6 protein-coding genes, 9 tRNA genes and 6 rRNA genes are annotated in these 16846 nt (G+C 49.5%); 1 reads left to right on the top strand and 20 read right to left on the bottom strand.

Annotation, left to right across the window (positions count from 1 at the left end):
• Positions 1–2: 2 nt before the first annotated feature.
• The 3 genes from mcsB to QNH36_RS00560 are packed head-to-tail and all read right to left on the bottom strand — an operon-like array spanning position 3 to position 2123.
• Complete coding sequence (mcsB, locus tag QNH36_RS00570) at positions 3–1085, bottom strand: protein-arginine kinase McsB (protein WP_144481285.1); 1083 nt, start codon at positions 1083–1085, stop codon at positions 3–5.
• 2 nt (positions 1086–1087) lie between these two features.
• Positions 1088–1633 (bottom strand): protein-arginine kinase activator protein McsA, encoded by a 546-nt coding sequence (gene mcsA, locus QNH36_RS00565; protein WP_144481286.1) that lies wholly within the window; start codon positions 1631–1633, stop codon positions 1088–1090.
• Positions 1634–1661: 28 nt separating this feature from the next.
• Complete coding sequence (locus QNH36_RS00560) at positions 1662–2123, bottom strand: CtsR family transcriptional regulator (RefSeq protein ID WP_144481287.1); 462 nt, start codon at positions 2121–2123, stop codon at positions 1662–1664.
• A 173-nt stretch (positions 2124–2296) separates the two neighbouring features.
• Between QNH36_RS00560 and QNH36_RS00555 the strand changes: the two genes are divergently transcribed.
• Positions 2297–2476, top strand: coding sequence for a hypothetical protein (locus QNH36_RS00555; RefSeq protein ID WP_251544824.1), 180 nt, complete (start codon positions 2297–2299; stop codon positions 2474–2476).
• A gap of 257 nt (positions 2477–2733) precedes the next feature.
• On the opposite strand, the gene rrf (QNH36_RS00550) is transcribed toward QNH36_RS00555, so the two are convergent.
• From rrf (QNH36_RS00550) to dusB, 17 genes are all read right to left on the bottom strand, one after another.
• Positions 2734–2849 (bottom strand): 5S ribosomal RNA (gene rrf / locus QNH36_RS00550).
• A gap of 224 nt (positions 2850–3073) precedes the next feature.
• Positions 3074–6008 (bottom strand): 23S ribosomal RNA (locus tag QNH36_RS00545).
• Positions 6009–6233: 225 nt separating this feature from the next.
• A 16S ribosomal RNA gene (locus QNH36_RS00540) occupies positions 6234–7783 on the bottom strand.
• A 182-nt stretch (positions 7784–7965) separates the two neighbouring features.
• Positions 7966–8041, bottom strand: a tRNA-Ala gene (locus QNH36_RS00535).
• A gap of 13 nt (positions 8042–8054) precedes the next feature.
• Positions 8055–8131 (bottom strand) — tRNA-Pro (locus QNH36_RS00530).
• A 19-nt stretch (positions 8132–8150) separates the two neighbouring features.
• A tRNA-Arg gene (locus tag QNH36_RS00525) sits at positions 8151–8227 on the bottom strand.
• Between the two features lie 22 nt (positions 8228–8249).
• Positions 8250–8338, bottom strand: a tRNA-Leu gene (locus QNH36_RS00520).
• Positions 8339–8348: 10 nt separating this feature from the next.
• Positions 8349–8423: transfer RNA gene (locus tag QNH36_RS00515), tRNA-Gly, on the bottom strand.
• Positions 8424–8441: 18 nt separating this feature from the next.
• Positions 8442–8526, bottom strand: a tRNA-Leu gene (locus QNH36_RS00510).
• Between the two features lie 18 nt (positions 8527–8544).
• Positions 8545–8620 (bottom strand) — tRNA-Lys (locus QNH36_RS00505).
• Between the two features lie 7 nt (positions 8621–8627).
• Positions 8628–8703, bottom strand: a tRNA-Thr gene (locus QNH36_RS00500).
• 24 nt (positions 8704–8727) lie between these two features.
• A tRNA-Val gene (locus QNH36_RS00495) sits at positions 8728–8803 on the bottom strand.
• 8 nt (positions 8804–8811) lie between these two features.
• Positions 8812–8927: ribosomal RNA gene (rrf, locus tag QNH36_RS00490) — 5S ribosomal RNA — on the bottom strand.
• Positions 8928–9029: 102 nt separating this feature from the next.
• A 23S ribosomal RNA gene (locus QNH36_RS00485) occupies positions 9030–11964 on the bottom strand.
• A gap of 225 nt (positions 11965–12189) precedes the next feature.
• Positions 12190–13739 (bottom strand): 16S ribosomal RNA (locus QNH36_RS00480).
• The 16S, 23S and 5S rRNA genes sit together here with 9 tRNA genes alongside, the layout of an rRNA operon.
• A gap of 398 nt (positions 13740–14137) precedes the next feature.
• Positions 14138–15622, bottom strand: a complete 1485-nt coding sequence (lysS, locus tag QNH36_RS00475) for a lysine--tRNA ligase (protein WP_144481398.1) — start codon at positions 15620–15622, stop codon at positions 14138–14140.
• Positions 15623–15821: 199 nt separating this feature from the next.
• Positions 15822–16823: a tRNA dihydrouridine synthase DusB gene (gene dusB / locus QNH36_RS00470; RefSeq protein WP_283904457.1), complete on the bottom strand. Its 1002-nt coding sequence runs from the start codon at positions 16821–16823 to the stop codon at positions 15822–15824.
• Positions 16824–16846 lie beyond the last annotated feature (23 nt).

Here is a 16846-nt window from a genome sequence, read left to right as displayed (position 1 = left end):
GATCATCCTCCTGACTCGTCTTTTGTTTCCATTTTCAGTCGTTCTCTTATTAAAGCAGCTCTGCGGATATCCCGCTCATTCGGTCTTAACGGCCCTCCCGCATATTGCTGCAAAAAACCCGGCTGAGTCAAAATCATTAATTCATTCAAAATTGATTTCGATATATTCTTTATATAACCCATATCTATTCCAAGCCTTAAATCAGACAGGCATCGTGCAGCTTCCTTTGTCTCGATGATCCTGCTGTTGGCAAGCGTCCCGTAAGAGCGAAACACTCTGTCTTCTAATTGTATGTTCGAAGTCTTCGCTAATGCTTCCCGCGCCGACCTTTCCTGAGATATTATCTGGCCGACGACACTTTTCAAATCATCCACGATATCATCTTCCGATTTTCCAAGCGTGATCTGGTTCGATATTTGAAAGATATTGCCCAGTGCTTCACTGCCCTCACCGTAAATACCTCTTACCACCAAACCCAGCTGGTTAATCGCCGGGACAATCCGGTTCATTTGCTGAGTCAGAACGAGGCCCGGCAGGTGCATCATCACCGATGCCCTCAGGCCAGTTCCTGCATTCGTCGGGCAGCTGGTCAGATAGCCAAATTTTTCATCAAAAGCATAGTTCACATACTCTTCAAGCCAGTCATCGATTTCATTGGCAGCCTTTAAAGCTTCAGTTAACTGGAAGCCCGGGAATAAACATTGAATCCTTATATGATCCTCTTCATTGATCATGATGCTAATTTCTTCATTACCCGACAAGAGCACTGCACCATGAACAGCGTTTTCCGCTAAATGCGGGCTGATTAAATGCTTCTCGACCAAAACCCGTTTCTTCATAGGTGGTATCTCATCCATTTTGATCATTTCCAGCTGTCCAAAGCCAGCTGCAGAAGTTTGGCTGGCACGCTCCATGATCGTGCCGATGACCGCCTCTGCCTCTCCATCGGTGAACAAGGTGGGAAAGTTATATTCATCAAGATTTCTTGCAAAACGGATGCGAGAGCTTAGGACAATATCTGAATCAGGACCATCATCACTCATCCAGGAGCTGACAGCCTGATTGATGAACTTCTCCAATGACAAGGCTACTCCCCTCCCTCTTGACCTGCTGACAATTTCCTTTCGAGTTCCCTTATCTGGTCCCTCGTCCCGGCAGCTTGCTCAAATTCTTCCTCAGAAATTTGGTGCTTTAGGGTCTGCTTAAGATGATCGATTGTCTTCCTTAAATGAAGGTCACCGCCGATCCTTTTCGGTATTTTTCCATTGTGCATGGAATTTCCGCTATGGAGTCTCCTGACAATTGGCGTCAATTGCTCCCGAAAAGCATCATAGCAGGTCGCACAGCCAAACCGGCCTACTTTTACAAACTGCGGAAATGTCATCGAGCACTGAGGGCACTGAGCAACTTGCTCAGTCTCAAAAGCTTCCTTTTTTTGTTCAAAAGCAGGCTCCATATTCAATAAACCGGCCAGCAAACTATTGATCGAAAAAGCAGGGCCATTGCTCATCATGAACAAGTCACCTTTTTCCTGTGCACACTTTTCGCACAAGTGCAGTTCCGACTTTTCCCCATTTGAGTAATTCGTGAAGTGCAGCGTTGCCGGCCTTTGATTGCACTGTTGGCAAATCAATGCCCTCACCTCTTTGTCTGCTTTGGTATTATTTATACTTCAATGCCATCAGCATCGCCTTCAACATTCTCGCTCTCAGCTCATCCCGCTGCGGCAGCTCGATATACAGGACAGACCTGTCGAGTACACTCAGCATGATTTTTGCTTCACGGTCTGTGACTACATCTTCCTCAACAAGCCGGTAGATGACATCTTCAGCACTGCTTTGCGAAATTCTCGTCCGAATCAAAGACAGTAAATCATCAATCAAGTGTGCATGATCATAAGCCTGGACTTTGATGATCCGGATATAGCCGCCGCCACCCCGTTTGCTCTCAACAAGATAGCCTCTTTCAATCGTGAATCTTGTATTGATAACATAATTGATCTGGGACGGCACGCATTGAAATTTATCGGCGATTTCACTTCGTTTGATTTCCAAAATGTCTTTATCGCTCATTTCCAAAACCTGCTTAAGGTAATTCTCAATGATGTCCGATATATTCCTCACTAAACCTCCCCCAATCTGACTTTGACTATATTTGACATTAATTATACAAAAAAATATTTTTTGTTGCAATCAATGCATCTTGTATTATTTTCGCCAAAATTATGTATGCCAAAACATGCCAATGAGGGGTGTGTTGGTTATTATACCCATTTCAGAGGGGGCGGAAACTTGTAATGAGAAAAGGAAATGAGATTTTTCGTAACATTATATGGGCAGGCGGAATCAATAGTGACTCTATCCGTGAGATAACTGGAGGGTGGTATTTGCTTGTGGGAAAAAGAGGATTTGGTGCTGATTCTAGGGTTATTTCATATCAAGCTAGGCGTTTTTGTTTGAAAATGTTTGCCAAATGAGTAGTTTTTACGGTAAAAGTGTACCTAAGAGTTCTTTTACGAGGATCCATTCAGAATTTTATTGGCGATTTTTTGATTTTATCGACCACATTTTCGAAATTATCGGCGGATTTACAAATATATCGACCAAATCCAGAGATATATCGACCACTTTGACAAAGATATCAACCAACCTGGCTAAACGGAAAAATTCTGCTTCTCATGAAAATTTGATCAAAACACAAAAAAAGAACAGCCATTCAGCTGTTCTTTCGTGTGCCCGGCGGCGTCCTACTCTCACAGGGGGAAACCCCCAACTACCATCGGCGCTGAGAAGCTTAACTTCCGTGTTCGGTATGGGAACGGGTGTGACCTTCTCGCCATCGCCACCAGACTATTTGGTTTGAGGTTTTAGTTATTTTGCTACCGCAAAAAACTTTGTACCCTCAAAACTAGATAATGTGTAAGAAGAAATCAAGAGAATCGAATGATCATTGTCCAGCTCCGGCTCCTAGCCTCTCGAGTCGCTTCGGTCCATCCGCCGAAGTCAAAGAACGACTTCAACTGCTGGCCCTCCAGCGCTTGTCGAGGCTGTACAGTCGCCTACGCTTTTCGTATTTGGTTAAGTCCTCGAACGATTAGTATCAGTCAGCTCCACACGTCACCGCGCTTCCACCTCTGACCTATCAACCTGATCATCTTTCAGGGTTCTTACTAGCTTGCGCTATGGGAAATCTCATCTTGAGGGGGGCTTCATGCTTAGATGCTTTCAGCACTTATCCCGTCCGCACATAGCTACCCAGCGATGCCTTTGGCAAGACAACTGGTACACCAGCGGTGCGTCCATCCCGGTCCTCTCGTACTAAGGACAGCTCCTCTCAAATTTCCTGCGCCCACGACGGATAGGGACCGAACTGTCTCACGACGTTCTGAACCCAGCTCGCGTACCGCTTTAATGGGCGAACAGCCCAACCCTTGGGACCGACTACAGCCCCAGGATGCGATGAGCCGACATCGAGGTGCCAAACCTCCCCGTCGATGTGGACTCTTGGGGGAGATAAGCCTGTTATCCCCGGGGTAGCTTTTATCCGTTGAGCGATGGCCCTTCCATGCGGAACCACCGGATCACTAAGCCCGACTTTCGTCCCTGCTCGACTTGTAGGTCTCGCAGTCAAGCTCCCTTGTGCCTTTACACTCTGCGAATGATTTCCAACCATTCTGAGGGAACCTTTGGGCGCCTCCGTTACTCTTTAGGAGGCGACCGCCCCAGTCAAACTGCCCACCTGACACTGTCTCCCGCCCCGATCAGGGGCGCGGGTTAGAATTTCAATACAGCCAGGGTAGTATCCCACCGACGCCTCCACCGAAGCTGGCGCTCCGGTTTCTCAGGCTCCTACCTATCCTGTACAAGCTGTACCAAAATTCAATATCAGGCTACAGTAAAGCTCCACGGGGTCTTTCCGTCCTGTCGCGGGTAACCTGCATCTTCACAGGTACTATAATTTCACCGAGTCTCTCGTTGAGACAGTGCCCAGATCGTTACGCCTTTCGTGCGGGTCGGAACTTACCCGACAAGGAATTTCGCTACCTTAGGACCGTTATAGTTACGGCCGCCGTTTACTGGGGCTTCGATTCAGAGCTTCGCGTGAGCTAACCCCTCCTCTTAACCTTCCAGCACCGGGCAGGCGTCAGCCCCTATACTTCGCCTTGCGGCTTCGCAGAGACCTGTGTTTTTGCTAAACAGTCGCCTGGGCCTATTCACTGCGGCTCATCCGGGCTATTCACCCAAATGAGCACCCCTTCTCCCGAAGTTACGGGGTCATTTTGCCGAGTTCCTTAACGAGAGTTCTCTCGCTCACCTTAGGATTCTCTCCTCGCCTACCTGTGTCGGTTTGCGGTACGGGCACCATTTATCTCGCTAGAGGCTTTTCTTGGCAGTGTGGAATCAGGAACTTCGGTACTATATTTCCCTCGCTGTCACAGCTCAGCCTTCACGCAAGCGGGATTTGCCTCACTTGCAGCCTAACTGCTTAGACGCGCATATCCAACAGCGCGCTTACCCTATCCTCCTGCGTCCCCCCGTCGCTCAAACGATAAAGAGGTGGTACAGGAATATCAACCTGTTGTCCATCGCCTACGCCTTTCGGCCTCGGCTTAGGTCCCGACTAACCCTGAGAGGACGAGCCTTCCTCAGGAAACCTTAGGCATTCGGTGGATGGGATTCTCACCCATCTTTCGCTACTCATACCGGCATTCTCACTTCTAAGCGCTCCACCAGTCCTTACGGTCTGACTTCAACGCCCTTAGAACGCTCTCCTACCACTGACATCTAAGATGTCAATCCACAGCTTCGGTGATACGTTTAGCCCCGGTACATTTTCGGCGCAGAGTCACTCGACCAGTGAGCTATTACGCACTCTTTAAATGGTGGCTGCTTCTAAGCCAACATCCTGGTTGTCTAAGCAACTCCACATCCTTTTCCACTTAACGTATACTTTGGGACCTTAGCTGGTGGTCTGGGCTGTTTCCCTTTTGACTACGGATCTTATCACTCGCAGTCTGACTCCCACGGATAAGTCTTTGGCATTCGGAGTTTGTCTGAATTCGGTAACCCGATGAGGGCCCCTAGTCCAAACAGTGCTCTACCTCCAAGACTCTTACAACGTGAGGCTAGCCCTAAAGCTATTTCGGAGAGAACCAGCTATCTCCAAGTTCGATTGGAATTTCTCCGCTACCCACACCTCATCCCCGCACTTTTCAACGTGCGTGGGTTCGGGCCTCCAGTTGGTGTTACCCAACCTTCACCCTGGACATGGGTAGATCACCTGGTTTCGGGTCTACGACCACATACTCATTCGCCCTATTCAGACTCGCTTTCGCTGCGGCTCCGTCTTCTCAACTTAACCTTGCATGTAATCGTAACTCGCCGGTTCATTCTACAAAAGGCACGCCATCACCCATGAACGGGCTCTGACTACTTGTAGGCACACGGTTTCAGGATCTCTTTCACTCCCCTTCCGGGGTGCTTTTCACCTTTCCCTCACGGTACTGGTTCACTATCGGTCACTAGGGAGTATTTAGCCTTGGGAGATGGTCCTCCCAGCTTCCGACGGGATTTCTCGTGTCCCGCCGTACTCAGGATCCACTCAGGAGGGAACGAAGTTTCAACTACAGGGTTTTTACCTTCTCTGACGGGCCTTTCCAGACCACTTCATCTACCCCGTTCCTTTGTAACTCCATGTAGAGTGTCCTACAACCCCAAGAGGCAAGCCTCTTGGTTTGGGCTATGTCCCGTTTCGCTCGCCGCTACTCAGGGAATCGCGTTTGCTTTCTCTTCCTCCGGGTACTTAGATGTTTCAGTTCCCCGGGTCTGCCTTCAATACCCTATGTATTCAGGTAAAGATACTGTTCCATTACGAACAGTGGGTTTCCCCATTCGGAAATCTCCGGATCAAAGCTTACTTACAGCTCCCCGAAGCATATCGGTGTTAGTCCCGTCCTTCATCGGCTCCTAGTGCCAAGGCATCCACCGTGCGCCCTTTCTAACTTAACCTAAAAGGTCATTTCTCTAATTGAATAGAGAGAAAACTAAAATGGCGATCACTCGGTTTTCTTCTTGGTTCTTCTTACTTACGATTATCTAGTTTTCAAGGAACAAAAAAGCTTTGAGAGAATTGCTCCCTCAAAACTAAACAAACAAGCGTACAACTATGTGGATTACATCCACAGTACGAATCGAAAGATTCGCATTCCGATTGCCCTTAGGCAATATCCTTAGAAAGGAGGTGATCCAGCCGCACCTTCCGATACGGCTACCTTGTTACGACTTCACCCCAATCATCTGTCCCACCTTAGGCGGCTGGCTCCAAAAGGTTACCCCACCGACTTCGGGTGTTACAAACTCTCGTGGTGTGACGGGCGGTGTGTACAAGGCCCGGGAACGTATTCACCGCGGCATGCTGATCCGCGATTACTAGCGATTCCGGCTTCATGCAGGCGAGTTGCAGCCTGCAATCCGAACTGAGAATGGATTTATGGGATTGGCTTCACCTCGCGGCTTCGCGACCCTTTGTTCCATCCATTGTAGCACGTGTGTAGCCCAGGTCATAAGGGGCATGATGATTTGACGTCATCCCCACCTTCCTCCGGTTTGTCACCGGCAGTCACCTTAGAGTGCCCAACTGAATGCTGGCAACTAAGATCAAGGGTTGCGCTCGTTGCGGGACTTAACCCAACATCTCACGACACGAGCTGACGACAACCATGCACCACCTGTCACTCTGTCCCCCGAAGGGGAACGCCCTATCTCTAGGGTTGTCAGAGGATGTCAAGACCTGGTAAGGTTCTTCGCGTTGCTTCGAATTAAACCACATGCTCCACCGCTTGTGCGGGCCCCCGTCAATTCCTTTGAGTTTCAGCCTTGCGGCCGTACTCCCCAGGCGGAGTGCTTAATGCGTTTGCTGCAGCACTAAAGGGCGGAAACCCTCTAACACTTAGCACTCATCGTTTACGGCGTGGACTACCAGGGTATCTAATCCTGTTCGCTCCCCACGCTTTCGCGCCTCAGCGTCAGTTACAGACCAGAGAGCCGCCTTCGCCACTGGTGTTCCTCCACATCTCTACGCATTTCACCGCTACACGTGGAATTCCGCTCTCCTCTTCTGCACTCAAGTTCCCCAGTTTCCAATGACCCTCCCCGGTTGAGCCGGGGGCTTTCACATCAGACTTAAGGAACCGCCTGCGCGCGCTTTACGCCCAATAATTCCGGACAACGCTTGCCACCTACGTATTACCGCGGCTGCTGGCACGTAGTTAGCCGTGGCTTTCTGGTCAGGTACCGTCAAGGTACCGGCAGTTACTCCGGTACTTGTTCTTCCCTGACAACAGAACTTTACGACCCGAAAGCCTTCATCGTTCACGCGGCGTTGCTCCGTCAGACTTTCGTCCATTGCGGAAGATTCCCTACTGCTGCCTCCCGTAGGAGTCTGGGCCGTGTCTCAGTCCCAGTGTGGCCGATCACCCTCTCAGGTCGGCTACGCATCGTTGCCTTGGTGAGCCGTTACCTCACCAACTAGCTAATGCGCCGCGGGCCCATCTGTAAGTGACAGCCGAAACCGTCTTTCAGCTTTCCCTCATGTGAGGGAAAGGATTATCCGGTATTAGCTCCGGTTTCCCGAAGTTATCCCAGTCTTACAGGCAGGTTGCCCACGTGTTACTCACCCGTCCGCCGCTGATCTTCAAAAGCAAGCTAATGAAGATCCGCTCGACTTGCATGTATTAGGCACGCCGCCAGCGTTCGTCCTGAGCCAGGATCAAACTCTCCAAGAAAGAGTTATGAGTTAGCTCATAAGTTAAAACGTTGGCTCATGTCTTCTATTAATAGAAGCATGATAATTTATTGTTTGTTGACGCTTGTTTGTTTAGTTTTCAAAGAACAATTTCACCGACCAGTTCATCAAGTCAGCCTTAATATACTAACATGAATGACTCATATGGTCAAATGGTATTTTTGGTGGAGCCTAGCGGGATCGAACCGCTGACCTCCTGCGTGCAAGGCAGGCGCTCTCCCAGCTGAGCTAAGGCCCCATATTAAATTGAATGGTCGGGAAGACAGGATTCGAACCTGCGACCCCTTGGTCCCAAACCAAGTGCTCTACCAAGCTGAGCTACTCCCCGTTCTATTGAGAAAAAATAATGGCGCGCCCGAAAGGAGTCGAACCCATAACCTTCTGATCCGTAGTCAGACGCTCTATCCAATTGAGCTACGGGCGCAAATATAATATTTTAGCTTGCTTGGTGCCGAGGACCGGAATCGAACCGGTACGGTAGTCACCTACCGCAGGATTTTAAGTCCTGTGCGTCTGCCAGTTCCGCCACCCCGGCTAAAGAACTATGGAGCGGAAGACGGGATTCGAACCCGCGACCCCAACCTTGGCAAGGTTGTATTCTACCACTGAACTACTTCCGCATATTTAACTTTAAAAAATGGTGCGGGTGAAGGGAGTCGAACCCCCACGCCTTGCGGCGCCAGATCCTAAGTCTGGTGCGTCTGCCAATTCCGCCACACCCGCATATTTTTTTAAAAAAACTGGTGAGCCATGAAGGACTCGAACCTTCGACCCTCTGATTAAAAGTCAGATGCTCTACCGACTGAGCTAATGGCTCGTACAAATGGTGCCGGCAAGAGGACTTGAACCCCCAACCTACTGATTACAAGTCAGTTGCTCTACCAATTGAGCTACACCGGCATTTGTAATTATTAAAGGAATATATGGTGGAAGATGACGGGATCGAACCGCCGACCCTCTGCTTGTAAGGCAGATGCTCTCCCAGCTGAGCTAATCCTCCATATATATGCCCGGCGGCGTCCTACTCTCACAGGGGGAAACCCCCAACTACCATCGGCGCTGAGAAGCTTAACTTCCGTGTTCGGTATGGGAACGGGTGTGACCTTCTCGCCATCGCCACCAGACTATTTGGTTTGAGGTTTTAGTTATTTTGCTACCGCAAAAAACTTTGTACCCTCAAAACTAGATAATGTGTAAGAAGAAATCAAGAGAATCGAATGATCAATTTGGTTAAGTCCTCGAACGATTAGTATCAGTCAGCTCCACACGTCACCGCGCTTCCACCTCTGACCTATCAACCTGATCATCTTTCAGGGTTCTTACTAGCTTGCGCTATGGGAAATCTCATCTTGAGGGGGGCTTCATGCTTAGATGCTTTCAGCACTTATCCCGTCCGCACATAGCTACCCAGCGATGCCTTTGGCAAGACAACTGGTACACCAGCGGTGCGTCCATCCCGGTCCTCTCGTACTAAGGACAGCTCCTCTCAAATTTCCTGCGCCCACGACGGATAGGGACCGAACTGTCTCACGACGTTCTGAACCCAGCTCGCGTACCGCTTTAATGGGCGAACAGCCCAACCCTTGGGACCGACTACAGCCCCAGGATGCGATGAGCCGACATCGAGGTGCCAAACCTCCCCGTCGATGTGGACTCTTGGGGGAGATAAGCCTGTTATCCCCGGGGTAGCTTTTATCCGTTGAGCGATGGCCCTTCCATGCGGAACCACCGGATCACTAAGCCCGACTTTCGTCCCTGCTCGACTTGTAGGTCTCGCAGTCAAGCTCCCTTGTGCCTTTACACTCTGCGAATGATTTCCAACCATTCTGAGGGAACCTTTGGGCGCCTCCGTTACTCTTTAGGAGGCGACCGCCCCAGTCAAACTGCCCACCTGACACTGTCTCCCGCCCCGATCAGGGGCGCGGGTTAGAATTTCAATACAGCCAGGGTAGTATCCCACCGACGCCTCCACCGAAGCTGGCGCTCCGGTTTCTCAGGCTCCTACCTATCCTGTACAAGCTGTACCAAAATTCAATATCAGGCTACAGTAAAGCTCCACGGGGTCTTTCCGTCCTGTCGCGGGTAACCTGCATCTTCACAGGTACTATAATTTCACCGAGTCTCTCGTTGAGACAGTGCCCAGATCGTTACGCCTTTCGTGCGGGTCGGAACTTACCCGACAAGGAATTTCGCTACCTTAGGACCGTTATAGTTACGGCCGCCGTTTACTGGGGCTTCGATTCAGAGCTTCGCGTGAGCTAACCCCTCCTCTTAACCTTCCAGCACCGGGCAGGCGTCAGCCCCTATACTTCGCCTTGCGGCTTCGCAGAGACCTGTGTTTTTGCTAAACAGTCGCCTGGGCCTATTCACTGCGGCTCATCCGGGCTATTCACCCAAATGAGCACCCCTTCTCCCGAAGTTACGGGGTCATTTTGCCGAGTTCCTTAACGAGAGTTCTCTCGCTCACCTTAGGATTCTCTCCTCGCCTACCTGTGTCGGTTTGCGGTACGGGCACCTTTTATCTCGCTAGAGGCTTTTCTTGGCAGTGTGGAATCAGGAACTTCGGTACTATATTTCCCTCGCTGTCACAGCTCAGCCTTCACGCAAGCGGGATTTGCCTCACTTGCAGCCTAACTGCTTAGACGCGCATATCCAACAGCGCGCTTACCCTATCCTCCTGCGTCCCCCCGTCGCTCAAACGATAAAGAGGTGGTACAGGAATATCAACCTGTTGTCCATCGCCTACGCCTTTCGGCCTCGGCTTAGGTCCCGACTAACCCTGAGAGGACGAGCCTTCCTCAGGAAACCTTAGGCATTCGGTGGATGGGATTCTCACCCATCTTTCGCTACTCATACCGGCATTCTCACTTCTAAGCGCTCCACCAGTCCTTACGGTCTGACTTCAACGCCCTTAGAACGCTCTCCTACCACTGACATCTAAGATGTCAATCCACAGCTTCGGTGATACGTTTAGCCCCGGTACATTTTCGGCGCAGAGTCACTCGACCAGTGAGCTATTACGCACTCTTTAAATGGTGGCTGCTTCTAAGCCAACATCCTGGTTGTCTAAGCAACTCCACATCCTTTTCCACTTAACGTATACTTTGGGACCTTAGCTGGTGGTCTGGGCTGTTTCCCTTTTGACTACGGATCTTATCACTCGCAGTCTGACTCCCACGGATAAGTCTTTGGCATTCGGAGTTTGTCTGAATTCGGTAACCCGATGAGGGCCCCTAGTCCAAACAGTGCTCTACCTCCAAGACTCTTACAACGTGAGGCTAGCCCTAAAGCTATTTCGGAGAGAACCAGCTATCTCCAAGTTCGATTGGAATTTCTCCGCTACCCACACCTCATCCCCGCACTTTTCAACGTGCGTGGGTTCGGGCCTCCAGTTGGTGTTACCCAACCTTCACCCTGGACATGGGTAGATCACCTGGTTTCGGGTCTACGACCACATACTCATTCGCCCTATTCAGACTCGCTTTCGCTGCGGCTCCGTCTTCTCAACTTAACCTTGCATGTAATCGTAACTCGCCGGTTCATTCTACAAAAGGCACGCCATCACCCATGAACGGGCTCTGACTACTTGTAGGCACACGGTTTCAGGATCTCTTTCACTCCCCTTCCGGGGTGCTTTTCACCTTTCCCTCACGGTACTGGTTCACTATCGGTCACTAGGGAGTATTTAGCCTTGGGAGATGGTCCTCCCAGCTTCCGACGGGATTTCTCGTGTCCCGCCGTACTCAGGATCCACTCAGGAGGGAACGAAGTTTCAACTACAGGGTTTTTACCTTCTCTGACGGGCCTTTCCAGACCACTTCATCTACCCCGTTCCTTTGTAACTCCATGTAGAGTGTCCTACAACCCCAAGAGGCAAGCCTCTTGGTTTGGGCTATGTCCCGTTTCGCTCGCCGCTACTCAGGGAATCGCGTTTGCTTTCTCTTCCTCCGGGTACTTAGATGTTTCAGTTCCCCGGGTCTGCCTTCAATACCCTATGTATTCAGGTAAAGATACTGTTCCATTACGAACAGTGGGTTTCCCCATTCGGAAATCTCCGGATCAAAGCTTACTTACAGCTCCCCGAAGCATATCGGTGTTAGTCCCGTCCTTCATCGGCTCCTAGTGCCAAGGCATCCACCGTGCGCCCTTTCTAACTTAACCTAAAAGGTCATTTCTCTAATTGAATAGAGAGAAAACTAAAATGGCGATCACTCGGTTTTCTTCTTGGTTCTTCTTACTTACGATTATCTAGTTTTCAAGGAACAAAAAAGTCTTGAGAGAATTGCTCCCTCAAAACTAAACAAACAAGCGTACAACTATGTGGATTACATCCACAGTACGAATCGAAAGATTCGCATTCCGATTGCCCTTAGGCAATATCCTTAGAAAGGAGGTGATCCAGCCGCACCTTCCGATACGGCTACCTTGTTACGACTTCACCCCAATCATCTGTCCCACCTTAGGCGGCTGGCTCCAAAAGGTTACCCCACCGACTTCGGGTGTTACAAACTCTCGTGGTGTGACGGGCGGTGTGTACAAGGCCCGGGAACGTATTCACCGCGGCATGCTGATCCGCGATTACTAGCGATTCCGGCTTCATGCAGGCGAGTTGCAGCCTGCAATCCGAACTGAGAATGGATTTATGGGATTGGCTTCACCTCGCGGCTTCGCGACCCTTTGTTCCATCCATTGTAGCACGTGTGTAGCCCAGGTCATAAGGGGCATGATGATTTGACGTCATCCCCACCTTCCTCCGGTTTGTCACCGGCAGTCACCTTAGAGTGCCCAACTGAATGCTGGCAACTAAGATCAAGGGTTGCGCTCGTTGCGGGACTTAACCCAACATCTCACGACACGAGCTGACGACAACCATGCACCACCTGTCACTCTGTCCCCCGAAGGGGAACGCCCTATCTCTAGGGTTGTCAGAGGATGTCAAGACCTGGTAAGGTTCTTCGCGTTGCTTCGAATTAAACCACATGCTCCACCGCTTGTGCGGGCCCCCGTCAATTCCTTTGAGTTTCAGCCTTGCGGCCGTACTCCCCAGGCGGAGTGCTTAATGCGTTTGCTGCAGCACTAAAGGGCGGAAACCCTCTAACACTTAGCACTCATCGTTTACGGCGTGGACTACCAGGGTATCTAATCCTGTTCGCTCCCCACGCTTTCGCGCCTCAGCGTCAGTTACAGACCAGAGAGCCGCCTTCGCCACTGGTGTTCCTCCACATCTCTACGCATTTCACCGCTACACGTGGAATTCCGCTCTCCTCTTCTGCACTCAAGTTCCCCAGTTTCCAATGACCCTCCCCGGTTGAGCCGGGGGCTTTCACATCAGACTTAAGGAACCGCCTGCGCGCGCTTTACGCCCAATAATTCCGGACAACGCTTGCCACCTACGTATTACCGCGGCTGCTGGCACGTAGTTAGCCGTGGCTTTCTGGTCAGGTACCGTCAAGGTACCGGCAGTTACTCCGGTACTTGTTCTTCCCTGACAACAGAACTTTACGACCCGAAAGCCTTCATCGTTCACGCGGCGTTGCTCCGTCAGACTTTCGTCCATTGCGGAAGATTCCCTACTGCTGCCTCCCGTAGGAGTCTGGGCCGTGTCTCAGTCCCAGTGTGGCCGATCACCCTCTCAGGTCGGCTACGCATCGTTGCCTTGGTGAGCCGTTACCTCACCAACTAGCTAATGCGCCGCGGGCCCATCTGTAAGTGACAGCCGAAACCGTCTTTCAGCTTTCCCTCATGTGAGGGAAAGGATTATCCGGTATTAGCTCCGGTTTCCCGAAGTTATCCCAGTCTTACAGGCAGGTTGCCCACGTGTTACTCACCCGTCCGCCGCTGATCTTCAAAAGCAAGCTAATGAAGATCCGCTCGACTTGCATGTATTAGGCACGCCGCCAGCGTTCGTCCTGAGCCAGGATCAAACTCTCCAAGAAAGAGTTATGAGTTAGCTCATAAGTTAAAACGTTGGCTCATGTCTTCTATTAATAGAAGCATGATAATTTATTGTTTGTTGACGCTTGTTTGTTTAGTTTTCAAAGAACAATATTTGTTTGTTGCTCCGTCAGAAGCAACTCTTATATACTATCAGGTTCAAAACCCGATGTCAATAAGTTTTTTTCATTTTCTTTGTTGCTAACTAAGTAGCTCGCAGCAACAGATATAAATATAGCACCTTTATTCTTCAATAGCAACCTCTTTTTTAGATTTTTATTCACAGAAACAAAAGAAAGATAATTCATATTTCTGTAGGCAAATCTATTGACGAATCCACCTATATACTTCACAAAAATAAAAGGCAAAACGACGATTGCCGTTTTGCCTTCCAATATTATTAACGATGGCGCATCAATGGGAATAACAGTACATCCCTGATGGATGGTGAATTGGTCAGCAGCATAACAAGCCGGTCGATCCCAATTCCCAGTCCGCCTGTTGGCGGCATCCCATATTCCAATGCTTCGATGAAGTCTTCATCCATTTCATGTGCTTCATCATTACCTTGCTCTTTTTCTTTCAGTTGCGCTTCAAAACGTTCCCTTTGATCGATTGGATCATTCAGCTCAGTGAACGCGTTAGCATGTTCCCTGGCAACGATGAACAATTCGAAGCGGTCCGTGAAGCGAGAGTCCTCATCATTCTTTTTCGCCAAAGGAGAAATGTCAACCGGGTGGCCGTAAATGAATGTAGGCTGGATCAGGTGCTCTTCTACTTTTTGCTCAAAGAATTCATTGACGATGTGTCCGAACTGCATATGTTCAGTGATTTCCACTCCATGTTCTTTCGCCAGCGCACGTGCTTCCTCTGTGCTCATTTGCGGCCAGAAGTCCACTCCTGTATGTTCCTTAATCGCATCAACCATGTGAACTCTCTTCCACTCCGGCTTCAGGTCGATTTCATATTCGCCATACTGAATCGTCGTTGTTCCGAGAACATCCTCTGCAATGTACGCAACCATGTTCTCTGTAAGGGACATGATGTCTCTCCAATCAGCATATGCCTCATAAAGCTCAAGCATGGTGAATTCCGGATTATGTCTTGTCGATACACCTTCATTACGGAATACACGTCCGATTTCATATACCTTTTCCAGGCCTCCGACAATCAGGCGCTTCAAGTGAAGCTCGATTGCGATCCGCATGTAAAGCTGCATATCGAGAGCGTTATGATGAGTAATGAAAGGACGTGCTGAAGCTCCGCCGGCAATAGAGTGCATTAATGGCGTTTCCACTTCAAGGTATCCTTGTCCATCAAGATAACGGCGCATTGACTGGATGATGCGGCTGCGGTTGATGAATGTCGTCTTGCTTTCGTTGCTCGTAATAAGGTCAAGATAACGCTGGCGATAACGCTGCTCGACATCCTTGAGTCCATGGAACTTTTCAGGAAGCGGGCGCAGTGCTTTTGACAGGAACACAAAGTTTTGAGCTTTTATGGAAAGTTCGCCAACTTTGGTTTTGAAAAGGGTTCCCTCAACACCGACAATATCACCAAGGTCAGCAGAGTCAAAAACTTCGTATTGTTCTTCGCCGACTGCATCCTGGCGGACATAAATCTGGATCTGGCCAGCTAGGTCCTGGATGTGTGCAAAGCCTGCTTTTCCTTTTCCGCGCTTCGTCATGATCCGTCCAGCAATCTTCACCGCGACATTCTTTGTCTCGATTTCTTCTTTTTCCAATTCACCATATTCGCTGATCAGCTCTTCAGTAAGATGGGTGCGCTCGAATCTTTTGCCGAATGGGTCCATGCCCTTTTCACGCAATGCACTCATTTTTTCCCTTCTGACTCTGAGCTGGTCGTTTAATTCTTCATGACTCATGTCGCTTTCACTCCAATATATAATTAAATTTAATATGTAATCCTGATTATGTTTGGTGGATACTTTTATTATTTTACACAAACAAACGTATTCAGACATTAAAAATCTCTTAAATAGAATAAAAACTGCCAGTTTGACCACTGGCAGTTACATTTAAGGATAAAGGTATTATAGGAAATGTGATGGTTAATGTCAATTTTTATCCAACCTGATGTGCATTTTGCTCTTCTGTTTCCACTTCATCAGCGAAGTTTCTTACTAAGCTGGCATATTGGTCTCTCGTTGTGCATTCATTGATCCCATTGCGAATCCTTGCGTTGCCGCGGATGCCTTTCATATACCATGCAGCATGTTTGCGCATTTCGCGGACAGCTATGTGTTCATTTTTCAGTGCGATCAGGCGGTCCAGGTGAAGGATGCTGACATCGATCTTCTCGCGGGCGGTCGGTTCACCCATCAATTCGCCTGTTTCCAGGTATTTAACCGTGCGGTAAATCATCCACGGGTTACCGAGAGCCGCGCGGCCGATCATCACTCCGTCCACTCCTGTTTCATCAAGCATTCTCTTTGCATCCTGAGGCGTCTGGACATCACCATTGCCAATCACAGGAATGGTTACTGCCTGCTTGACATCACGGATGATGTCCCAGTTCGCTTGTCCTTCATACATCTGGACACGTGTACGGCCGTGAAGGGCTATCGCCTTACCCCCAGCTCGTTCTACAGCGCGGGCATTCTCTATGGCGAAAATATGTTCGTCATCCCAGCCCATGCGCATTTTAACCGTTACCGGCTTATCAACGGCATCAACAACAGCAGATACCATTTCATAGATTTTGTTTGGGTCAAGAAGCCATTTCGCACCTGCATCACATTTTATGATCTTCGGTACAGGGCAGCCCATATTGATATCAATGATATCGGCATTCGTATTTTTGTCGACATATTTGGCCGCCTGGACAAGCGTTTCTTTTTCGCCGCCAAAAATCTGCAGGCTGAGCGGCTTTTCACGTTCATCTATATATAACATATCGAGTGTCCGATCGTTTTGCAGAACAATTCCTTTATCGCTGACCATTTCCGCACATACAAGTCCTGCGCCGAATTCTTTTACCGTCAGACGGAACGCAGAGTTGCAGACGCCAGCCATTGGCGCAAGCACGACCTGGTTCTTCATCTCAATATCGCCAATCTTAAGCATGTCCTTCCTCCTTCTTTTCGTCC

Source organism: Mesobacillus sp. AQ2 (assembly GCF_030122805.1).
Lineage (GTDB): Bacteria > Bacillota > Bacilli > Bacillales > Cytobacillaceae > Mesobacillus > Mesobacillus oceanisediminis_A.
The sequence above is the reverse complement of the archived record's forward strand: the minus strand, read 5'-3'. Positions and strand labels throughout refer to the sequence as shown.